Genomic DNA, 22,762 nt, shown 5'->3' with positions numbered 1-22,762 from the left:
TCGCGGCCGATGACGACGACCGCTTCGCCCTTGGCGCGCACGGCGCTGCCGAAAGCCTGGCCGATCTGCTGCGCCACCGACGCGTCAAGCGTCTTGCCGATGATGCCGCGGATGTCGTATGCCTTGAAGATGGTGGGAGATAGTGTCAGCACGTTATCAGTGAGAGTAAGGCGAAAAGCGTTCAATAAAACGGGCCGGTTTGTCCGGCCCCGAAATTCTTGAGGTTTGGAACATCCCTGCAGGCTCCCTCCTCCTCGCGGAGAGAAGGAGCCGTCTGAGGATGATCAGGATGCGCCGATCAGCTTGGTGGTCGGTTCGGTGCGGCCCTGGCCATAGGTATAGCCGTAGCCGTAGCGGCCCGGACGCACCTTCAGGTCGTTGAACAGCACGCCCTTGGCGGACAGGCCTGCCTGTGCCAGACGCTTCATCGACTCGTTGATCTCGCCCGGCGTGGTCACGCCTGCGCGGGTCATGATGTAGATGGCGCCGACATGAGCACCGATGATCATGGTGTCGGCCACCGCGAGAATCGGCGGCGCATCGATCAGTACCAAGTCGTAGCTGGACGAAAGTTGCTGCAGATAGCTGCCCAGGCTCGGGCGCAGCAGCAGTTCGGCCGGGCTCTGCGGCAATGTGCCGGTCGAAATGAAGTCCATGTTGTCGATCACGTTGCGATGGATGACCTGGTCGAGACGGCGGGCGCCGGCGATGGCATCCGACAAGCCGTCCTGGCGGCCGAAGCCGAAGTACAGGTGCAGCAGGCCGTTGCGCAGGTCGGCATCGACCAGCAATACCTTCTTGCCGGTGGCCGCCATGATGGCCGCCAGGTTTGCCGACACGAAGGACTTGCCCATGCCGGGTGTTGCACCGGTGATCATCACGATGTTGTTCTTGAACTGCGGCAGCGAATACTGCAGCGCCGTGCGGAAGTTGCGCAGACTTTCCACCGCGGCATCGGCCGACGACACGCTGGCGAGCAGCGGCACCTTCTGATGCTTGGCGTTGACCTGCTGATACAGCTCCTTCTGGCGCTTGCTGTGCGGGATGGTGGCGAACACCGGCAGACCAGTGACTTTCTCGAGCTGCTCAGGCGTATCGATACCACCGTAGAGCGATTTGCGGAAGAACGCGATCAGCACGCCGAGGAACAGGCCGGCCAGCAACGACATGGCGAGAATCATCGGGCGATTCGGCTTGATCGGACGCTCTGGCGTCATTGCCTGATCGATCAGACGCACGTTGCTGACCTTGCCGACCGCGGCGAGGCGCAATTGCTGGGCTGTATTGACCAGCGCGGTGTACAGCTCGGTATTGACCTTCACTTCACGCTGCAAACGCACCAGGTTTTGCTCGATCATCGGCAGCGACTTGATGTGGTCGTTCATTGCGTTGATCTGGCCGTTGGTTTCCTTGATCTGGGTATCGATGCCCTGCACCAGCGGATGATCGTTGGTGTAGCGTGTCAGCAGCTCCAGCTTCTTCTGCTGCAGTTCCATCTTGCGCAGCTTGGCGGCGGACGATTGCTGCAGGCTGAGCTTGGATTCTTCCGACAGGTCGACGGTACCGTTGGTGTTGCGGAACGCGTTGTATTTGGCTTCGGCCTGCTCCACCTGTGCCTTCAATTCAGGCAGCTGCTTGTTCAGGTAGGCGAGCGATTTTTCCGCTTCCTCGGTCTTGCGGGAGGCGTTCTGCTTCACGTACTCCTTGCCCACTTCATTGAGTACGCCGCTTGCCCAGCGCGGATCGGATCCACGCAGCGACACGCCGATCACGCCGGAGAGTTTGCCGCCCTGTTCGACGACGCTCATTGAGCGCTGCACGCCCTCGATCGTCGCCAGGCGCGAAGTACGGGTCAGGTTGAATTGCGCACCCGGACGTCCCTCGAGCTGATCGACGCGCAGTTCGAAGCTTCCCTTCGGTGTTTCGAACAGCAGCATCTCGCCGACCTTGCCGCGCAACTCGATCTGCTCTTCCTTCTGGCTCAGAAGGAACTGGCCATTACCTTGCGCGGTCACAGTGAACGGTTCGTTTTGCAGCGCCTCGGGAACGTTGAACACCCCGACGTTGATCTTTTCTTGGCCCCAGACATAGCCGCCGTAGCCGAACAGGCCCGGTGTCGACAGACCTTTGTTGTAGCCGGCAAGCCAGGAACCGATCATCGGGAAGTGCTTTGGTCCGGCGTTGATGTAAAGCCGCAGGTTATCGACCGCGCGGGATACGACGAGGCGCGACTGCAGAAGCTCCATCTCGGCCATCGCCGATGTCTTGACATCGAACATCGAATTGACGTCGCCGATGATGTTCTTCGCTTCCTTCTGTCCTTCTTCCTCGACGTGGATCAGGAGGTTCGCCTCATACACCGGCTTGGTGCTGAAGGCGTAGATTGCACCGAGCAAAGTGAGAATGAAGGCGATGCCGGCGATCAGCCAGCGACTCTCCCATATCACGTCGAAGTAGGTCGCCAGTTCGACTTCATCACCGGCCTGGCTTGGCTGGCCGGCGGGGCCGGGCAACTGGGGTATGGATTGATTCATCATAGGAATTTTTGGGTGAAGTTAATCTCTGCCTCGAAAGGCATTAGCCTGAGCGAATAGTCGCCATGTCCTTGGTGCATACCGCGCCGGCAACAGGTTGTGCGCCGGCGCGCCTGGTGCATTCCGTCAGCCCGGCATTACCTTGCCGGTCCGATGGTTCCCGCAGCACCGACGGCTGATGACAGTGCGCCTGGCAGGATCAGGCTGATGGTGCGGTGCCAGTTCGCCAGCGGCGTAGCGGCCACATACACGACATCCTTCGGATAAAGTTCGAAGCCTTCCGCCATCGCCAGTGCGCCGGGCGCCTTGCCGTCGAGCTGATAGACGATCTGGTCGGTGCCGGCGCGGCGCACGACATAGATCTGGCTGCCGTCGCCGCTCAGCGGATTGACGCCGCCGGATTCACCCAATGCCTCATTGAGCGAGAGCCGTCCGTTGTACATCGGCAGTGCCCTTGGCTGGACGACTTCGCCTGACACGAATACCTTGCTTTCATCGCGCGACCTTACGCGCACCACGTCGCCGTCGGCGAGCATGATGGACGCCGGGTTGACGCCGCGCTGAACCAGCTGCGGCAGGTTGATGTGATAATTGGTGCCGCCGCGGTTCACCACCACCTGGCTCTGATCACCCGTGGGCAACACGCCGCCCGCGCGGTTGATCGCCTCCAGCAGCGTCATCGGAATGTCGTTGATTGCCTGCAGGCCGGGTGACTTCACCTCGCCATCGACATATACCCGCTTGCTGCGGTAGGACTGGATGCGAAGCGTCACCTTCGGGTCCTTGAGATATTTACCCAGTTTGGTACGCAAGGCATTGCGCGCCTGATCCTGTGTCATGCCCTCGACCTTCAGCTCGCCGGCATACGGGAACTGGATCATGCCGTCCTGGTCGACGATAAAGCCGGCCGGCGGCGCGGTCGTGGCTGCGGTGGAGGCATCGGAACCCAGGCCGATCGGTCCGGCGCCGCCGGAGGTCGAGCTATTGGAAAGTTCGGGATGATCCCAGACGACGATGGAGAGCACGTCGCCTGCGGCGATCGTATAAGGCGCGGGTTTGCCGAGCAGCTTGCTGATATCCTGGGTCACCTGCTTTTCACGAATCTCCCGCTCCGCTTTCACAAGCTGCGGCGTGATCGGTTTCAAGGTCGCGTTGGTCAATGCGCCCTCGCCGCCTTGCGCAGAGCCTGAAGAACTGCTCCCCTGCGTATTCAAATGCATGCCGGGAGACATGGACGAGCATGCAGCGAATAGCGGCACCGCGGCCACCACGCCCCATTTTTTCAGGGATGCTTTGAAATTGAAGCCCATAAGATTACCCCATCTGATATATACACATCTGTCGTGCCGAAGCGCGACATTTGCAATGATTAATAAGCTGTCGGTCGTCACCGAACCGACGGATTTCATCGGTACATGCAACGCCATCCAGTCGGCACAACCTGCATGAGCAGCGCAAAAAAACCGTTCATCCTTGCCACTGCATCACTCGCCGAATTGCCCTTAGTCACAGCATCAAATTATCTTCCGTACAACTCTACGTAAGCGCCTCATGCCTGTTTTGACCGGTATCAACGAGCACCGAGATAGAACCGGGACATGGAACTTGGCGTTGTTCAGCTATGACAAGCATGCAAAAAGACAAGATTTGCCGCTCATGCGTGCATCGTCATCGACGTCTTTTATGCACCGCACGGAAACAAGATAGTGAGAAATGCAACGAAAGACCTTGCGCAAAAGCACGCAGAGGCAGGGTTGGGTTTGTTATTTATTAAATATGTTTCGCTGCGGCAGGCAGCGCGGATGAGGCGGGAAAGTACCGGGACTGCTCGATTATATGCAGTCCCGGTACGTCGTTATTGATGCCGTTGGAGGAGGACGTTCAACCTTCGCGCAAGGTTTGCAGCGGCGGCTTGCTGAGCACGCTGCGCAGTCCGACGGCGCCGCCGATGAAGGCGCACGTCGCGCCCACCAGCAAGCCGGTCAGCCATACCACCGGCGTAAAGCTCCATTCGAAGTTGAATACGAATTTCGCCAGGGCCCAGCCGACCGCCGCGGCACCGGATGCCGCCAGCGCTCCTGCCAACCCGCCCACCAGTGCGAACTCTATCCATTGCGACCGGGACAGCTGGCGACGTGTTGCGCCGAGTGCGCGCAACAGTCCGGCTTCACGCGTGCGTTCATCCTGCGAGCCCGCCAGCGCCGCATACAGCACGAGCACGCCTGATGCGAGCGTGAACAGGAAGAGAAACTCGACAGCGGTGACGACCTGGTCTACTACTGCCTGAACCTGCCGGATCACGCTGCCGACGTCCACGACCGTCAGGTTCGGAAAATCGCGCGCGAGTTCGTTGACGAGGCCGGCCTTTGCTTCCGGAAGGTGGAACGCGGTGATCAGCGTCTGCGGCATGCCGGCCATGGATCGGGGATCGAGGATGACGAAGAAGTTGACCCGCATCGAACCCCAATCCAGCTTGCGCAGGCTGGTAATGGTCGACTCCACCATCTGGCCGCCGATGTTGAATTGCAGCGTATCGCCCAGCTTCAGATTGAGCGTCTTCGCCAGCCCCTCTTCCACCGATGCCTCCGGCTTGCCGCCGGTCCTGGCATCGCCGAACCAGTGTCCGGCGACGATCCGGTTCTGCGTTGGAATGGTGTTCATCGCCGACAGATTGAATTCCCGGTCGACGAGGCGGCGCGCGCGATCCTCGGTGTACGAATCTTCGTTCACCGGCTTGCCATTCACCTGCGTGAGCCGCCCGCGAATCATCGGATACAGTGCCGCGCCGGTCACGCCGTTGCGCGCCAGGCGTGATTCGATTTCCGCTTTCTGATCAGGCTGGATATTGATCACGAAGCGGTTGGGCGCATCGGGCGGGGTCGAGTCGCGCCACGCATTCACCAGATCCCCGCGTATCACGGTCAGCAGCAGCAAGGCCATCAAGCCGAGCGCAAGCGCGACAACCTGGATCACGGTTGCGCCGCTGCGGCGCTGCAAGGCGGTGACCGCGAAGCGCCAGCTTGGATAAGGAAGCGTGCCGCGCAGCGAACGCAGCGCACGGACGCCGAGCCAGGCCACCAGCGCAAACAGCAGCAAGCCGCCAAGGAAGCCGGCGGCCGTCAGGAAGCCAAGCTTCGGATCGCCGGCCTGCCATAGCAGCAAGGACAGGAAGGCAAACAGGCCAAGCGCATACGTCGCCAGGGTAACCGGCTGCGGCGCATCCTGCTCGCGCCGGATGACACGGTTGTGCGGCACGTTGCGCAGTTGCAGGATAGGCGGCAATGCGAAGCCGATTAGTAGCAGCAGGCCGATCGCCACGCCCTGCACTGCCGGCAGCAGGGTCGCCGGTGGCAGGTCGGTCGCCACCAGCTTGCCTATCCATTCGAGCAGCACGAAGTGCGCGGCATAGCCGAGCAATGCCCCCAGCAGGCTGCCGACGATGCCAACGATAAGGAATTCCACCAGATAGATAAGCGTGACCTGGTTTTGCGTCAGGCCGAGGCAGCGCAGCATCGCGCAGGCATCGATATGCCGCAGCATGAACCGGCGCGCGGCCATGGCGACCGCCACCGCCGCGAGCATCGCCGACAGAAGGCCGACCAGGGAAAGGAACTGCTCGGCGCGATCGAGGGTTGCGCGCATTTCCGGTCGTCCCGACTCCAGCGATTCGACCCGCACGCCCCTGGGCTTGTCACGCTCCATCACCTGCTGCAACCAGCTGCGATATGCCGTCACCGTCTCGGGCGCTCCCGCAATCAGCAAGCGATAGGTGACCCGCGAGCCACTTTGGACAAGGCCGGTCCCGGCCAGGTCCGTCATTGACAACATCACCCGCGGCGCAAAGTTGACAAAGGCCGCGCCCCGGTCAGGCTCCACTGAAATAACTTCGGTGATGGCAAACGCCTTGTCACCGAGTTGAAGGTTGTCGCCGACGGCGATGTTGAGTGCGGTCAGGATGTTGCTGTCCACCCAGACCGTTCCGGGCGCGGGAATATCGCGGGTTTCCCTCTGGCCGCCGGACTGGGTTGCCAGTTTTAGCGAACCCCGCAATGGATAATCCGGCGTGACCGCCTTCAGTGCCGCGAGTTGCGACCGTGCCCGGTCACCTTCTCCTGCCAGCGCCATGCTGGGAAAAACGACGGTCTCAGCCAGTTTCAGGCCGCGCCGCTGAGCCTCGGCGCGCCATGCCGCGTTGACGGGCTGATCGGCATTGATGACCAAATCGGCGCCGAGCAACTGGTTCGCGTCACGATTCAGCCCGGCACGCATGCGATCGACGAAGAAGCCGACCGAGGACAATGCCGCGACCGCGATGATCAATGCCACCAGTAGAAAACGCAGCTCGCCCGCGCGCCAGTCGCGGCGGGTCATACGGAACGCCTGAAGAATCATGGTATTGCCTTGTGCCTATCGAGAATGCCTGCATGGGAATGAATGACGGAGCGGATACCGGGCGAAAGTCTGAACCTTGGCCAGCGTCTGCGTACGCACCGCCGCAAAAACAGCAGTATTGCAGACATCGGCCGCTTGTGCCCGGCGTGTCGGGCCCTGATAACCGCGGCACCATGGCAAACCATGCGTCAGGAAAGATTGTCCGGTGGTCTACCGGTGTTTACCGGGTTTCCGGATAACGACCGCCGCAGTCTTACGCCGGATGACAGCCGGCATGATGCGGCGGGCAATGTGCAAAAGTCAGATTCGCAGGCGATTGAACAGCCATTGCAGTCCGCGCCACAGCTTCGGCAACAGCCAGATTGCCATGATGAAGAAAATCGCCAGGAAGACAAACAGCACCCAGGGATAGTAGAACGCTGCCAATAATCCACCGGCGACCGCCGCGTCTTCCGAAAACGAGGCGGCCCAGTTGCTGAACGGTTCAGGTGATGTGTTGATCAAGGCGCGGCTGCCGGCCTTGGTCGCATGGGCACCGGCCGCGAAGGTTCCGCCCAGGATGGCGGCGACCGCTGTCAATGTCGGATCCATTTCCCCCAGCGCCGCCGCCCCGAGCAATGCGCCGGCAGGGATGCGGATGAACGTATGCAGGGCGTCCCATACCGAATCTACGCCGGGCACCTTGTCAGCAAGAAACTCGATCGCCGTCAGTATGCCGGTCGTGGCAACCACCCACGGCGAGGCCAGCACCTGCAGCGACTGCGGCAGTTCTATCCACCCCATCTGGCCGAACCAGCCGGCGATGAAGAGCGTCATGTACAGGCGCAGACCGCTGGCCCACGACATGCCGCCTGCCATTGCCGCTGCGGACAGTGCCTCCATGGCGTCAGGTTTCCTTTGCGAAGAATTCATCCACCTCGTCGAGGTAGCGCTGCTTTGTTGCCTCGTCGAGGAAGGATGCGGCGAAGCTGTTGCGCGTCAGTTGCTGCGCGTGGGCCGGCTGCAGCGCCAGGGCATCGAAGGTCTGGATGAAATTGTCGTTGATATAGCCGCCGAAGTAGGCCGGGTCGTCGGAGTTGACGGTAACGACCAGCCCTGCATCGAGCAGTTCGCGGATGTTGTGATCGTGGATTCGGTCGAATACCCGCAGTTTGATATTGGACAGCGGGCAAACCGTCAGCGCGATCCTGTCGCGTGCCAGCCGCTGGGTCAATGCCGGATCTTCAAGACAACGCACTCCGTGGTCGATCCGCTCCACCTTCAGCAGGTCAAGCGCGGTCTCGATGTACGCCGGCGGCCCCTCCTCGCCCGCGTGCGCCACCAGCCGCATGCCGAGCTCCTTGCAACGGGCGAATATCCGGGCGAATTTTTCAGGCGGATGGCCGCGCTCCGAGGAATCAAGCCCGACGCCGATGAACATGTCGCGATAATGCATCGCTTCTTCCAGCGTCTCGAATGCGGCTTCCTCGGACAAATGGCGCAGGAAGCACATGATCAGTGCGCCGCTCATGCCCCATTGCGCCTGCGCCTGTTCCAGCGCCCGGTGTATGCCGTGGATCACGAACGCGAACGGGACGCCGCGATCGGTATGGGTTTGCGGATCGAAGAAAATTTCCGCATGACGCACGTTATCCGCATGTGCCCGCTCCAGGTAGGCCCATGTCATGTCGAAAAAGTCCTGCTCGGTCAGCAGGACGCTTGCTCCCGCATAGTAGATGTCTAGAAAGGACTGCAGGTCGGTGAATGCGTAGGCGCGCCGCAGTTCATCCACCGATGCGTAGGCGAGTTTCACGTTATTCCGTTCGGCCAGTGCGAAAATAAGCTCCGGCTCGAGCGAACCCTCGATATGGATATGCAGTTCCGCCTTGGGCATCTTGCGCAGCAGATCATGCCGCACCGTGCTCGGGTTACCCGCGCTGCTGCTGGTATTGCTGTTGCTGCCGGTATCGCTCATCATGCTCCCTCTGCTGTCTGGTCATGTAATGCCTGGCCAGGACTGCACGCAATGGAGCAGCCGGTCCCGGGCGTTGCCATGATTGTAGGCCAGAACATCGGCGGGGGCTCCACTGCATCATTACAGGGTAGCGCCCCTGGAAGCTGAACCGCCGGCGGCATTGGCATGGGTTTTCTCATACATTTCCTGGCAGGGCATGCAGCGCTCAGCGGTCGGCTGCGCTTCCAGGCGCTCGTAGGGAATGGCCGTATCGCAATCGATGCAATCGCCGTACGTCTTATCCTCCATGCGCTGCAGGGCCGCCTCGATTGCCCGCATTTCGGTGACGTCGCGTGTCAACGCGGCATTCTGAAGATCGACTGTCAGATCGGCGAAGGAGGCATCGCCCGGATCGGCAAGTTCGCTGGCGACATCGCTGAAGCTGTCCCTGTCGCGGACCTCCTCGTGCATTTCACCCTGCAGCGCCTGGGCGCGGTCATCCAGCATCTGTTTCAGGTTGGAAATTTGCTCTTGCGTCAGCTCAGACATAGTACATCCTTGAAAAAATCGAATTCATAAAAAGTAGAGAAGAACCACGTTCGGCATTGCGCTTCAACGCACGTCGCTTTGCCGGTACCGCCATAACGCGAACAGGGCAAGGCCGGTGCCGACGAACAGGACCATCGCTGGCTTCGGGTTCATCGCGGCCTGCGTGTACAGGCTCGATTCGAAGACATGTCCCGGCTGCCCCTTGCGCTGCATGAGATCGCTGCCAGGTGCATGCAGGCTGTTACGATCGCGATCCTGCGCAGGCACATCGGTTCTTTGCTGCTGGAACATGAACCGCTTCATGATCGTATCCATCAGTCGCGGCGCGTAGTGCGCACTGGATGAAATCAGCTTGGCGGCGCCGCCGACGAAGAGATCGCGCTTCGGATGTTCGGCGGCATAAAGAATCGCATCCGCCGCAAGTTCGGGCGCATAGATCGGCGCCGGCAGGCGCGGTTCGACATCCAGGTAATTCTTCGCATGCTCGACGAACATGGTGTCGATGGCTGCCGGCTTGATCAGTGTTACCGATACCGGCGCGCCCTCGGCCTGCAATTCCATCCTCAATGAATCGGTGAACCCTTTTACTGCATGCTTGGATGCCGAATAGGCGCCTTGCAGCGGCAGTGCGCGGTCCGATACTTCGCTGCCGAGATTGATCAGGGCGCCGCCACGGTTCCGCAAATGCTCAACAGCAACCAGCGAACCATGCACCACGCCCCAGAAATTGGTCTGGAACAGGCGCCGCTGGTCTGCCAGGGATACATCTTCGTTGCGTCCGAAAATCGAGATGCCCGCATTGTTGATCCAGGTATCGAATCTGCCAAAACGTTCGATGGCGACCTGGGCGATCTTGCGCACATCCTGTTCGACGCCCACATCGGCAACCACGTGCGCAACCTGGGTACCCTGCTTGCCCAATTCTTCCACGAGACGCAGCAGGGCATCTTCGTTCCGCGCCGCCAATACCAGGGTCGCACCACGCTTGGCGGCCCGCCGTGCGGTGGTCAGGCCGATACCGCTGGTTGCGCCGGTGATAACAATCACTTGTGTCGAGAGTTTCTTTAATCGAATTTTCATTGGAACCCCTTTCAGCAGGGCTGCAGCGAAATTCGTGCCTGACAAGAAGTTGCGATTTGCTTCGTTTCTTCGCATTAAAAATAGGCCTCTCTCCCGGGCCGCTGCAATTTTTACCGTCGGCATGCGCGAATTTGCAAGCCCTTGGTCATCACGGCTTACGCACTGCACCATGCCGGCAAACCGCCTCATAACGGCCTACAATGACCGGCATGTGCGGACGATTTTCTCTTCATCATCAACCCGATGCCTTGCAGGACTGGTACAAGGCGCCCATGCCGGAGTACGTTCAGCATTTCAACATCGCGCCGACCGCCTCCATCGTGGTCGTGCGCAGCGACGCCGGCAGCCGCGCAGGAACACGCATGCGCTGGGGCTTCATCCCGTCATGGGCCAAGGACCCGGCGGCGCTGCCGATGCTGCATAACGCCCGAGGCGAGACGGTCGCTGAAAAGCCGATGTTCCGGCGGGCATTGCGCAAGCGCCGCTGCCTGATTCCCGCTTCCGGTTTTTATGAATGGAAAGCCGTACTGGGACAGAAGTCGAAACAGCCGTTTTACGTGTCGCTCAAGGATGACTCCCCCATGTCGTTTGCGGGGCTATGGGAATGCGGCAGAACGGTGGAAGGCGAACTGCTGGAAACCTGCACCATCATCACCACATCCGCCAATGACATGCTGGCACCGATCCATCATCGGATGCCTGCTCTGATCGATCCGGCGGATTGGGATCTGTGGCTTGATACCGAGATCGAGGATGTCGCCCTGCCCGCTTCCCTGCTTAGACCGTTCGATGCGGAACGCATGCAGGTATGGGGCGTTTCCCACGCGGTCAACCGCGTGGCGAATGACGAACCGAAACTGCTTCTGCCCATCGCGGAATTCGTCGAGCCGGAATACGTTCCCGGCAAGCCGGCTCCGGCCGCCCCTGTCAAAACAAGCCTCGGCTTATAGCATCCAATACCTGTTATGCCTTGCCTGTTTGCAGGCGGAACACGATTTCGTCTTCCACTTCACGCAGGCAGCCTTTCCCGAAATTTGCGTGCGTCGATCGCCGGAATGATGCGATGACTGAGGTACGCATTGGGGCTGTCGGAACCGAACATGAATTTCACGCGGACATTTGCCACGACGCACCTCCTTAATGCTGCGGCTACTGGCCTTGAGGCGTTGATCGGCAACCGGGCGCGGATCGAATGTTCAGAAACGCTCAGACCAGGGACGCAAATCCATTTCGTGCGTCCACGCGCTGCGTTGTTGCTCATGCAGCTGCCAGTAGGTATCCGCGATGGCTTCGATGGGTAGCAGCCCCTCCGGCCCTTTCTGGTTCTGCCGGCCGGGAAACGCCGACAGCAGGCGACCCCCTTCGATGCCGCAGTCGATGACGATGTGCGCAACATGAATGCCCTTCGGTCCCAGCTCCCGCGCCATGCTTTGCGCAGTCGCGCGGAGACCGGCCTTTTCGGGCGGCGGCAAAAGCCGCAAAGCACGCACTTCCGCGTAGTGAGCCGGTTGCACCGGTGAAAAGGATTGTGCCCCGGCCCCGCGGCACCATGCGCCGCGCGCTTCCCTGCCGGTCAGGAATCCGCCCAGGCAGTGTTCGCGCCACAGCATTTCGAAATCGCCGGCGTCGAGCTCCAGGAATGCATCGCGCCGGTTGCTGCCGGCATTGTGCAGCACCAGTTCGAGAAGCCCTTGCTCCTCGGTGGCGGCGACGAAGCGTGCAGCATCGGATTCATTTGCGCCGTCGCCGGTAACCGCCTGTGCCGAGCCACCCGCGGCGCGGATATCAGCTGCGACTTTCTCGACCTTTTCTGTGTACGACCCGCGACGACGACATGCAGGCCCTCCTGCGCGAATCTCCGTGCAGCGGCGGCAACCAGACCGCGCGAGGCGCCGGCGCCGACAATCAATGCCGTCTTTTTCTGTGTCACTACGATCTCCCCCGAGGATGAATGCCGGTCAGGCGAGTGCCTGTTCAACGAAATGAAGGCGATCCTGCCCCCAGTACATGTCGGATCCGACGAAGAAAGTCGGTGCGCCGAAGACACCGCGGGAAACGGCTTCTTCCGTATTCTTTTTCAACGCCTGCTTTACCTTGTCGTCGGCGATCAGTTCCATGTACAGCGCGGGCGAAATGCCGCCAGCCTCAAGGACTGCCGTCAGCTCTTCCAAGTTGCCGAGGTTGCGCGGATGCTCGAACATCGCGCTGAAGATGGTCGACAGGTAATGATGAAATTCCTCCTCGCTGCGCATCTGCATGCCTGTCGCCCCGCGCATCAATTGAAGCGTATTGATCGGGAAATGCGGATTGTTTTTGAACGGTACGTCGAAGTGTCTTGCCCATCGTTCGAGATCGATAGCCAAATAGGAGGCTTTTACCGGTATGCCTGCGGGACTGCTGTTTCCGGCGGCCTGAAAGACGGCGCCCAGAAGCATCGGGCGCCATACAATTTCCGCCCCTTTGGCACGGGTGATTTTCGGCAGTTGATGATAAGCGAGGTAGCTGTACGGGCTGCCGACATCAAAAAAGAATTCAACCTGCTTCATATGTCCTCCTATCTCAATTATCGATGCCGGAAAATTGCATGCAGGTTCGCGCGCCGGATTGCGCGAATCGTCACCAGCGCTCCATCCAGGGCCGCAGGTCGAGCTCATGCGTCCAGGCGTCACGCGGCTGCGTATGCAAATGCCAGTAATTCTCCGCGATGTGGTCCGGATTCAGGATGCCGTCCTGGTCCTTGAGTGCGTAACGCTCGGGAAATGTATCGCGGATGAATGCGGTATCGATGGCGCCGTCGACCACCACGTGCGCGACATGGATGTTCTTCGGCCCCAGCTCCCGTGCCATGCTTTGCGCCAGGGCTCTCAGGGCGTGCTTGGCGCCGGCGAAGGCGGCAAAGTTCGCCGAACCACGCAGTCCGGCGGTAGCGCCCGTAAAGATGATGGTGCCGCGTCCCCGGCTCACCATGCGCTTGGCGACTTCGCGGCCAACGAGAAAGCCGCTGAAACATGCCATTTCCCAGATCTTGAAATACTTGCGCGCCGTTTCCTCAAGTATGCTGCTCGGGACGTTAGCGCCAATGTTGAAGACCATGACTTCGATGGGCGCGATGTCGCGTTCGATGTCATCCACCAGCTTGATGACCTCGTCCTCCTTGCGGGCATCCGAGCCGAAGCCGTAGGCCTGGCCGCCGGACGCGTGGATTTCATCGATCAGAGGTTGAAGCTTTTCGGCGTCCCGTCTCGTCGCGCAGGCGATCATGCCTCCCCTTGCGAAGCGTTTTGCGATCGCACCGCCGGTCGAGTCGCCGGCGCCAATGATCAATGCAGCCTGTTTGTTAGTGTCGGTCATCATGCCTGTTGGTCTCCGCGCTTAAATAACGATCGTTACGGTAACGAACGTTATGTTAACATCCGCATGGTGTCAAGCATTTTCAAGTGAAGGTACGCATGCGGTACAAACCGGGTCATAAAGAGGAAAAGCGCAAGGAGCTGCTCAAGGCCAGCGGTGCAGTGGTCAAGGCAAACGGCTTCGCGGCGACAGGCGTGGACGCACTGATGCAAGCCGCCGGCGTGACCAGCGGCGCCTTTTACAGTCACTTCTCATCCAAAACGGAGCTGCTGAAAGCGTTGATCGAAAGCGAGCTGCTGACAAGCAGGGAAATGTGGGCCGGTAATCCTCATGAGACCGCGGAAGACTGGCTGTCGTTCGAACTCGACCGCTATCTAAGCCCCGGCCATGCCAAGCATCCCGAAGCAGGTTGCATACTGCCTTCCCTTGCAGCGGAAATCAGCCGGGCGGACGATTCGGTTCGCGAGCTGTTTGAAAAGGAATTGCTCAAAGGCCAGCAAGTGCTGGCACAACGTCTCGGCAGCGATGAACTTGCGTGGTCGTTTCTCTGCCAGCTCGTCGGCGCCATTCTCCTGGCCCGGACGATGCCGGGAGAAGCGATGCAGCGCAGCATCATTGAAGCCAGCAAGCATTTCCTGAAGGATGCGATTGCACGTCTATCCGATAAGTCCGATGAAGCATTGCCTGTGCGGCGCAAGCGAAATTTGCGCCGCACCACTGCGAGCAAATAGCGCCAGCTTGCCTCGGAGCTTAAATTTCCGAGACGCTGCTCCACGGTAGTCGATGAATTCGTTCTCCATGGACGAAACATCCTTATCCGCCTCACCAACGCAACAATGCGCAGTCAGACTTGTCGAAGCCGCACATGCTTTTCCGGCGGCTTCAACAGCCGTCGACGGATGGCGAATCTTCTTTTTCGAGGAGGAAACATGCCCTTCCAGAAAAACCAGTTTGGTGTCCCGCAATACCCGCAATCGGATGCGCGCCGGCTTTTCGTGCTGCTTTCAGCGATTGATTTGCTGGAACGTCCGACGGTGTCGGCACTGTCGGACCTGACAGGAATCGACAAGGAGTCGATCGACGACGAGGTGCTCAAACTCAGGGATCAGTTCGGCGTGGACCTGCATAAACTCGGCGAGGTCTATCGCATCGACTCCTGGGGCGACCTGCTGAAGAAGAACGCGGTCAAAAAATATCTGAAGGATGGAGGCTGACCGGACTCGCGGATTTTCCGCATCCGGTCTGGAACAAGGTCAGACCTGCTCCGACAGTCCGGGTCGCACCAGTCCGGCGGGAGTACGGCGATTGAACAGCTTCTCCGCCAGTTGGCCGTTATTGAGGCGATCCTGTACGCGGACATTGGCGGCAACATGAGCCATGAACCCATCGAGCTTTTTCCATGCATCAAGCTGATCAATGTCCTTGGAATGGGTCCAAAGATGGAATACCCGATTGTGCTTGCAAGCATGGTCGAACAGCGCATACATGCGGTCCATCCAATCGTCATGCCGCATCGCCAGCATCAGGCCGTCACGCCGCTGGGACCAGTTTCCTGATGCAATGAAATTGCGGAGATAGACGCTTCTTGAATGCGGATAGAACTGGATGGTGGTAGGGATCTGAAAGATATCGTTGCCGGCATCGAAGCGCAGGTTCATCGTTGTCCTGGCATAGTGAAAACCGCAGGCTTTCACCGCGTCCACATCCCGCTTGCCATATTTTCCGCCTGGATAACAGAAGCCGGTGATCGGTCTGCCCAATAGGTTTTCCAGGTGCCGCTTGCCTTCCACGATCTGGAAATGCGCTTCGCGATCCCCCAGGTTCTTTAGCCGGCAATGATCATAGGTATGCGCCCCTATTTCGAACTGGCTTCCGACTTCGCGCATCTGTGCGTCGGACATGACCGGAAAAGTATCGCCCTCCGAATTCCTGATCGGTATGTAAAACGTGCCGTTGATGCCATGCTTGCTCAGCAATTCCGCCATTCGCAAATCCGACGGATTGCCGTCGTCAATGGAATAGGTAAATAAAAGCCCCATCATCGAATCCTTTTAACCTGCGTGGCACGCGCCAAGTACGCACAGTCTGCGGCACCCGCATTCGGCGGCAGCCGAAACTGGCGGTCCGCCGTGTGCATGCATGGAGCGGTACGCAGCAATTGCAGTGATTTATCGCGAAACAGACACCTTGGTCCTGCCAGTCTCCACCGCCGGCACCGATGCGCGGCACGCGTCGAGCAATCCGGCTGCGGCATTCTCAAAGGAATACTCGCCGACCTGGGCAAGGCTCTTCTCGGAAAATTTCCGCCATATATCCGGTTGCTGCAACAGGATGGCGGCACGCTGCGCCCACGCTTCGGCCTCCATATTGCAGACGAAACCATTCAGGCCGTCGCGGACAAGCTCACCGGCCACCCCGGCATGCGGCGAAACGATTATCGGAAGACCGGCAGCACAGGCTTCGTTGGCCACGACGCCCCACACATCGGCGAGGGTCGGAAACAGGAAGACCTTTGCGGAACGGTACAGATCGGGCAGTTCACGCTGTGCCGCGAAACCGTGAAACACGGCTTCCACGAGCTGCAGATGCATTGCCGCGGCTTTCTTGATCGCGTCTTCCTGGCTGCCGGAACCCACGAACAGGATCTTTACCTTGCGGCCTATCTTCCTGGCAGTCGCAAGTGCGGTCTCCAGAGCGAACAATGGCCCCTTGGCGGCTTCGATGCGGCCGCAGAAAATGAAGTCGAATGTCTTCGGCTGGTTCGACTGCTGCGGTTTGAACAGTTCGTTATCAATGCACAAATGAGATATGAAGCAACGGTCGGGCGAAATACCGTAGCTTTCGTATAAACGACGGCCGCCGACACTGGCGGATATGAATGCGGTGGACTTCGCGAACACCACGCGCCGCACGATCCTGTGCACATGGCTCAGCGCCTGTTCGGAAAGATCCGTGCCGTCGGTGAGCGGTACATGGGCGATTCCACGGGCAGCGGCATAGCCGAAAGCATAGAGCTGTGTTGGATAAAACCCGTCGGTAACAATAACGTCCGGCGCCAGCCGCTTGAGAGTCGGCACGACATCGAAATTGTTGTGAATGTAGCGGCCGCGCAGCTGAATGATCCGTTCCTTAAGAAACGTGTGCTGAAAATCCATCGGTGGTAAATCCCAGTGCCGATAGGGTTCCCGTTCCGCGCAGAAAACCGCGTGAAAGTCTACGCCGGGCATTTTCCCGACACGTTCAAATACCGGTATGCGGTATGGAGGTGGATTATTGGTAACGAGGGCGATTCTTAACATTGTTGTGATCTCAGCGACTGGATGAGGACAATGAATCATGCAGCGCGGATTCGGCTCGGGTGTTGACGGTACTCAACGCGTTATGCGCTACCGCCAAATTTTTTATCAAACGAGCTTTATGACCAGGGTATGGCGATACTTTTGGACCCAGAATGCTTGGCTGGGAGGGGGTTACTCACAGATATTGTGATTAACCCTGTGAACAAGCAGAAACTTTTAATCTAGTTCTTTGATTTAAAACAGAATATTTGTTCTGCTCAAAACCAGTGCGAATGCCGGCGTGAACGCACCGGCCAAAGAAGCAAAAAAAAAAGGAGGAACGCCCGAAAGCATTCCCCCTTTTTAGTTCGTTCCCAACGTCGCCCGCGCTTGCGATTGCGCGGCACGCACGCGAAGGTTACAGATCAGCGGCGGACGGCCTCTTCATCTGGCAGGACGTCGGCTGGGAAGCCACGAAGGATTCAATCTTCTGATTGGTCTTCCAGCCGTAGCCGGTATTTTCCTGGTCATACTTCACATCCTTGCCATTCACCTTTGTCCAGGTCGTGATGTAGATCGGCTGCTGCATCTGGTGGTCAGACTTGCGCATCTCCATATCACCGCCCAGGCCTTTCATTTTCATGCCTTCCAGCGCAAACGCAACCTTCACCGGGTCGGTCGACTTGCTCTCCTTGATCGCCTTGGACAGGAAGTGCACCACCGAATGCGTCTGTGTCGTGTAAAAGTCGTCCTTGTACTTTTTCTTGAAGCCTTCGACGATTTCCTTGCCGGCAAACGTTTCGTTATTGACGTTCCAGTTACCGACCGACTTGACCCGATCGGCACCTGCCGCGCCCATTGCGGTCGGCACGCCGGTGGTTGCACCGTAATACGTATAGAAATCAGCCTTCAGATCGGAATCCCTTGCGGCCTTGATCAGCAAAGCCAAATCGCTTCCCCAGTTTCCGGTCAGCACCGTGTCTGCGCCCGAAGCCTTGATCTTTGCGACGTAAGGCGAGAAATCCTTCACGAGAGCGATTGGATGCAAATCGTCGCCCACGATTTCGATATCCGGGCGCTTGCGTGCAAGGTACTCTTTCGCCGCGCGCGTGAACTGATGGCCATGCGCATAATTCTGGCCAATGATGTACACCTTCTTGACCGACTGGTCCTTCGCCAGATAAGTGGTCAATGCTTCCATCTTCATGTCCGAATTGGCGTCGAAGCGGAAATGCCAGAAGCTGCACTTGCTGTTGGTCAGGTCAGGATCGATCGCGGAGTTGTTGAAGTACACGATCTCCTTGCCCGGATTGCGTTCGTTATGCTTGTTGATCGCATCGACCAACGCCAACGCCACGCCAGAGCCGTTGCCCTGCGCGATGTAGCGGATACCCTGGTTGATGACGTTCTTCAACTGGTTCAGCGATTCCTGCGGACTGCCCTTGTTGTCGAATGCAACGAACTCGATCGTGTGATTGCCGGCGAGTTTCTGCTTGTTCGCCAGTTCAGCATTGTATTGATAGCTGTTGAACAGGTTCTGGCCGATGGGCGCAAACGCACCCGACATGGTATCGATATAGGCCACCTTGACTACATCGGCCAGTGCGTTCGGCGCAGCAAGCGCAACAGCCAAAGGTAGTGCCGATGTCAGCATTCTGATTGTTTTGTTCATGGTGTCTCCTCCAAGTTGATTTTCAAGCGGCGTATGAATATTTCCGTAGCGCGCCGCGCCGCTTCAGTCTTTTATACGGGCGTCCGACGATATAACTTTAGAGTCGGATCGAGATAAAATTTCTCTCAGTTCATCAAGCGCCCTTGCGGCCCGATGATGCCGATCTGTACGAATGACGATCCTTCGCGCCGGCCATTCGAAAAGTCGTAGCTCAGGCCCCCAATATCGGTCTTGTGGATTTGATGAAGCGCGGCCGCCATCTCTTCCCGGGTCGGAACACCCTTGATTTTCTTCAGCGCTTCCACCACTACCCGCGCCGCAAGAAATCCTTCCAGGTGGAGATTGTTAATCCTCACTTCCGGTATCTGCTGAAGGTCCATCGCGGCACGGAAATCCTTCATGATTTGCAGTGCGCTGCTGGTGGGATATGTCACCTGGGTCAGCATGAGTCCCCGGCTTGCTTCCGCACCGAGAATATCGACGATTGCGGCATGCGAGGTGGTTGAAAAACTGGTGACGGGAAGCGCCGGGCGCAGCGTGCGGATTTCCTTGTAAAACTGCGCGACCAGCGGCGTGACGCCATAGACCAGGACCTGTTGCAACGATTGATCCGCAGCCACCTTGCGCGCGATGTCGGGAATATCCTTCAACCCGGCGGGAACGGGATAACGCGCGACGAGAGTAGCTCCGCTTTTCTCGGCAGCGCGCTCGATCTGTGCCAGCGCTTCACGGCCGGAGCCGTCGTCGGAATACACCGCGACCATCCGCTTGCGGCCAATCGTTGCGGACACATTCACGATCTTGTCAGCCTCTGCGGCGATGCCGGCAATCAGGAAGTAATGATTCTTGCTTTGCAGGCCGCGTACGGTGGACGATCCATCGCGGGGACCTACAAGCGGTATATTGGCTTTGGACAACACGCCCGATTGAATCAAAGCGGCGTTTTGCAACGTGCCTGCAGTATTGAGCAGCGCCACCGGCGAATGGGCCGCAATCAGTTCCTGTGTTTTGGCAACGGTAAGCTTGGGATCGAAGGAATCGTCCTGCACCTCGAATCGAATTCGATAACCGTTGACCCCGCCGTTTTCATTTATGTAATCAAAACAGGCGCTGGCACCTTCGGCGAGCGGTTTGCCCAGGGTGGCAAACGGGCCGTTCAGCGGCACTACCGATCCGATCACCACTTCCTTCGGGGCGGAAAACACTTGCGCAGATATGCACATGGCGAACGACATGGCCAACAAACGGCGAGGTAACGCGGACAACACACTCATGGACTGGTCTCCTCCATCCTGATATTCGAAATCTTTGACGCTTGTTGATAGCCGGCACGGCTAGCGCGTTCTTAAAAAGTGGTCAAGGCAAGCTTTCGTGATTCACGGCAGAGCGATGCGATTGATCCCGTTTTCTCGGGCCTAACGCATGTTTTGCCCTCCATGAATTGAACGACATTCAATTAAAACAATGAAGCCATCGTATGAAACTAATTTCCATGCGTCAAGACATTTTCCCGATTCTTCATCTGGAACAACACGGACAGGGCTTGGCGGAAACCACTATGCGAAACACCATAGTTTGTCTTACAACATGCGACATCCAAACCGCCAATCAAAGACAAACCTTTGCCCCACGTCAAATCTCGATGGGCATCACCGCATAAAGTGTCTACAGGCACTAAATTTGGTGCGACCAAGGAAAAGCAAATGACACGACCCGAATCGCTTTTTGAAGCAGCTAGTTACGATCTCAACAAATTTCGCGAGCGTCGGATGGCCGAACGCCGTGCCACGCCTCGAAACACGGCCGACCGGCGCGCTGCCCGAGCGCCGGCACAGGACGACAAAGCCGCAGGACAATTCAGTACTGGACAAAACCAGGGAAGCGCGCAAGACGGCCAATAAGAGCGGCAGACTTAATCCTGCCCGGGAACACATGCCGTCTCGCGCTTGGGACGGCTGATCGAACCGTTCCAGTTTTTCAGTAGCCGAAATGCGGTGAAATGAAGGCCGGTATGATCGGCGCGAAAAGGGGAACGGTATGTGGGTAGAACGATGCAACAATCAACGCTGTCGGCGCCCGTATCAGGTCAATGAATTTGATAACGAATGCAAAGGCCAACCTCAGCCTGTCGATATCATCTGTCCACATTGCGGATGCAGCGAAGTGCGCTGGAGTGAATGTGTGTTCCTGACCCATGCCCTGTCGTCTGAACAAGAGCTGGAGATCAACCAGCGCCAGGGCTATATCGGCGCATTCAAGAAGCGCGCATCGAAGTATCCGGCTGTCGCATCGCGGTAACAAACTTGGTACATATCAAGCACATCGTCAGGCCTGCTGCACATAAGTTGTCCACCTTAACCATTCTCAAGCCACAGCCGTTGTGAGACGTTACATTGAAAACTTGATTACTTGCTCGATGGTGCCTTATGAACACTGCTCAGAATCTGGCGAAATATTTGTCAGCCTTGGCGGTTATGGTTTTTTGCAGCGCCCTGATACTTTTCATTCCAGGGCCCCAGTCCCCTCTTCCCGACACAACTGCCTCCACCACGCCCCCGGAAACGCCGGAGGCCCCTAGCAAAATCGACGTGCCAGTCAAACACAAACCGGTGGAAGCCATCCCGGTAAGTGGATAGAGGCAGGGGATCCTCGTTTTTAGCAATCCAGTATTTTTGGATGTGTCCGCAGCATTCTTGCGAGGACCGCGTCACCGATCACAGGTCTTGGCACATTTTCCTAGCCCGGCACGCTGCTCCCGGGCTCGCTTTATCCATGCCGTAATGATTGTGCAGCCGGTTTGCGAATCACATTCTGACATTCATTGAATTCATGAATCGTTGCGAGTCGTCAAAGCAATTTTTCCTTGATGCATCATCCTAGGCTTTTCCAACAGGAGATGACATGGAAATTTTGTTGGCGGCATTAAATGACGACTGGGTGACGCAGTTTTACATGGTGTGCACAGCAGTTGCAACGTTCTGGTTTGTCGGCGCAACCCGGATATAAAAGCGACCTGTTTTGCTTGTCTTTGCGGAAGAACGCTGCGGGCTGAAGGCGCGCATAAAAAAACCCAGCGCAATTTGGCTGGGTTTGGAAATCTGGTGCTGGAATGTTTGCATACCGCCAGCCCCGGTACAAACAGCTATTTCTCTTGAGACAGGCTCACTCGGAAAAGCTCGAATACAGACATGTTATCGAATTTTCATCGTCTGACTTTGATGTATCACAAACCTGAGGTGCTGCCCCAGAGCTCAATAAAAAAATCCCACAGCATGGGGATGCTGTAGGACAAGCTCTGTGAAGGAAAAATATGCCGTGAGTAACAGTGATATGCGGTTACTCACGGGTAATCTTAACCGTCGAATCTTAGGCCAAACTTAAATCCTGCAAATCGGAGCAGAACCCATGAGAATCGGCATCGCGATGCCATGCAATGAACCTCTGAGTACACCAGACCTTGAAGCAAAATCGACGACAAAACAGACAATTATTGGCTGTTTCGCTGCTACATCCCTAGTCGTTGCATCGTAGGTATATGCTTCACCAGTTTCTTCAATTGATGAAATGCTGGAAGCCGTTAAAGCCCGCAACGAGAAAGCCTTCCTTCAAACCAAAGGTGCAATCGAGAGAGAAGAAAAGCCGACCAGCGGCGATGCCGAGAAAGCCAAATCACTCTACGAACAAGGCATGTCTGCGTGCAAAAGCCAGAATTTCCTGACGGCTGTTGACCTGCTAACCAAAGCCGGTGCTGCTGATCCAGCCCATAGCCGTGGAGCCACCTATCTTGGAAGGGCTCAGCTAAAGACAAACGATGACGGATGCTTACCGCATGCGTGCAGACCACCGCTTCCTCGATCCAGTCATACGACAAATGCTGGCCCAGTCGCCTCCAGTCAGGGGACTCCAGGCCATCAGCAAGGAAATGAAGGGCGTCGTCGAACATCGCGCCGGAGGTTAACAGCGATGCGGAATG

18 protein-coding genes and 1 pseudogene are annotated in these 22,762 nt (G+C 57.9%); 4 read left to right on the top strand and 15 right to left on the bottom strand.

Annotated features, from left to right (window positions below; genetic code table 11):
• From VGU61_RS21420 to VGU61_RS21385, 8 genes and pseudogenes are all read right to left on the bottom strand, one after another.
• Positions 1-152 (bottom strand): annotated as a pseudogene (locus VGU61_RS21420) (phosphomannomutase/phosphoglucomutase); the annotation flags it as partial.
• Between the two features lie 132 nt (positions 153-284).
• On the bottom strand, positions 285-2,534 hold the full coding sequence (locus VGU61_RS21415) for a polysaccharide biosynthesis tyrosine autokinase (protein WP_326861336.1): 2,250 nt from the start codon (positions 2,532-2,534) through the stop codon (positions 285-287).
• Positions 2,535-2,671: 137 nt separating this feature from the next.
• Positions 2,672-3,844 (bottom strand): polysaccharide biosynthesis/export family protein, encoded by a 1,173-nt coding sequence (locus VGU61_RS21410; RefSeq protein ID WP_326861335.1) that lies wholly within the window; start codon positions 3,842-3,844, stop codon positions 2,672-2,674.
• 571 nt (positions 3,845-4,415) lie between these two features.
• A complete protein-coding gene (locus tag VGU61_RS21405; RefSeq protein WP_414691678.1) occupies positions 4,416-6,926 on the bottom strand; it encodes an ABC transporter permease in 2,511 nt (836 codons plus the stop codon).
• A 300-nt stretch (positions 6,927-7,226) separates the two neighbouring features.
• Positions 7,227-7,808, bottom strand: a complete 582-nt coding sequence (locus tag VGU61_RS21400) for a DUF4126 domain-containing protein (protein WP_326861333.1) — start codon at positions 7,806-7,808, stop codon at positions 7,227-7,229.
• Between the two features lie 4 nt (positions 7,809-7,812).
• Positions 7,813-8,883 (bottom strand): adenosine deaminase, encoded by a 1,071-nt coding sequence (locus VGU61_RS21395; RefSeq protein WP_414691677.1) that lies wholly within the window; start codon positions 8,881-8,883, stop codon positions 7,813-7,815.
• A gap of 117 nt (positions 8,884-9,000) precedes the next feature.
• A complete protein-coding gene (locus VGU61_RS21390) occupies positions 9,001-9,408 on the bottom strand; it encodes a TraR/DksA family transcriptional regulator (protein WP_326861332.1) in 408 nt (135 codons plus the stop codon).
• Between the two features lie 63 nt (positions 9,409-9,471).
• Positions 9,472-10,488, bottom strand: a complete 1,017-nt coding sequence (locus tag VGU61_RS21385; RefSeq protein ID WP_326861331.1) for an SDR family oxidoreductase — start codon at positions 10,486-10,488, stop codon at positions 9,472-9,474.
• Positions 10,489-10,697: 209 nt separating this feature from the next.
• On the opposite strand from VGU61_RS21385, the gene VGU61_RS21380 reads away from it, so the two are divergent.
• Positions 10,698-11,438 carry an SOS response-associated peptidase gene (locus tag VGU61_RS21380; protein WP_326861330.1) on the top strand — a complete coding sequence of 247 codons (741 nt, stop codon included), beginning with the start codon at positions 10,698-10,700 and terminating at the stop codon, positions 11,436-11,438.
• A gap of 246 nt (positions 11,439-11,684) precedes the next feature.
• On the opposite strand, the gene VGU61_RS21375 is transcribed toward VGU61_RS21380, so the two are convergent.
• From VGU61_RS21375 to VGU61_RS21365, 3 genes are all read right to left on the bottom strand, one after another.
• Complete coding sequence (locus tag VGU61_RS21375) at positions 11,685-12,272, bottom strand: SDR family oxidoreductase (protein WP_326861343.1); 588 nt, start codon at positions 12,270-12,272, stop codon at positions 11,685-11,687.
• 174 nt (positions 12,273-12,446) lie between these two features.
• Entirely contained in the window at positions 12,447-13,034 is a 588-nt protein-coding gene (locus VGU61_RS21370; protein WP_326861329.1) for a 2-hydroxychromene-2-carboxylate isomerase, read from the bottom strand.
• A 70-nt stretch (positions 13,035-13,104) separates the two neighbouring features.
• Positions 13,105-13,842: an SDR family oxidoreductase gene (locus VGU61_RS21365; protein WP_414691676.1), complete on the bottom strand. Its 738-nt coding sequence runs from the start codon at positions 13,840-13,842 to the stop codon at positions 13,105-13,107.
• 95 nt (positions 13,843-13,937) lie between these two features.
• Here VGU61_RS21365 and VGU61_RS21360 point away from each other — a divergent pair, with 95 nt between their 5' ends.
• Together VGU61_RS21360 and VGU61_RS21355 are read left to right on the top strand one after the other, a co-directional pair.
• Positions 13,938-14,570, top strand: coding sequence for a TetR/AcrR family transcriptional regulator (locus VGU61_RS21360; RefSeq protein ID WP_326861328.1), 633 nt, complete (start codon positions 13,938-13,940; stop codon positions 14,568-14,570).
• Positions 14,571-14,768: 198 nt separating this feature from the next.
• Positions 14,769-15,053 (top strand): hypothetical protein, encoded by a 285-nt coding sequence (locus VGU61_RS21355; RefSeq protein WP_326861327.1) that lies wholly within the window; start codon positions 14,769-14,771, stop codon positions 15,051-15,053.
• 39 nt (positions 15,054-15,092) lie between these two features.
• On the opposite strand, the gene VGU61_RS21350 is transcribed toward VGU61_RS21355, so the two are convergent.
• The 4 genes from VGU61_RS21350 to VGU61_RS21335 form a co-directional block, all read right to left on the bottom strand.
• On the bottom strand, positions 15,093-15,878 hold the full coding sequence (locus tag VGU61_RS21350) for a polysaccharide deacetylase family protein (protein WP_326861326.1): 786 nt from the start codon (positions 15,876-15,878) through the stop codon (positions 15,093-15,095).
• A gap of 129 nt (positions 15,879-16,007) precedes the next feature.
• Positions 16,008-16,994, bottom strand: coding sequence for a glycosyltransferase family 4 protein (locus VGU61_RS21345; RefSeq protein WP_326861325.1), 987 nt, complete (start codon positions 16,992-16,994; stop codon positions 16,008-16,010).
• A gap of 541 nt (positions 16,995-17,535) precedes the next feature.
• Positions 17,536-18,789 carry a branched-chain amino acid ABC transporter substrate-binding protein gene (locus VGU61_RS21340; RefSeq protein ID WP_414691675.1) on the bottom strand — a complete coding sequence of 418 codons (1,254 nt, stop codon included), beginning with the start codon at positions 18,787-18,789 and terminating at the stop codon, positions 17,536-17,538.
• Positions 18,790-18,914: 125 nt separating this feature from the next.
• Positions 18,915-20,063, bottom strand: a complete 1,149-nt coding sequence (locus VGU61_RS21335; RefSeq protein ID WP_326861324.1) for an ABC transporter substrate-binding protein — start codon at positions 20,061-20,063, stop codon at positions 18,915-18,917.
• A gap of 2,537 nt (positions 20,064-22,600) precedes the next feature.
• Between VGU61_RS21335 and VGU61_RS21330 the strand changes: the two genes are divergently transcribed.
• The gene (locus VGU61_RS21330; protein WP_326861323.1) at positions 22,601-22,747 is read left to right on the top strand and encodes a hypothetical protein; all 147 of its coding nucleotides are present in this window, start codon (positions 22,601-22,603) and stop codon (positions 22,745-22,747) included.
• The last annotated feature ends 15 nt before the right edge of the window (positions 22,748-22,762 follow it).

The organism is Noviherbaspirillum sp. (genome assembly GCF_035944575.1).
Lineage (GTDB): Bacteria > Pseudomonadota > Gammaproteobacteria > Burkholderiales > Burkholderiaceae_D > Noviherbaspirillum.
Note: the sequence above shows the minus strand (reverse complement) of the source record. Positions and strands in the feature narration are given on the sequence as shown.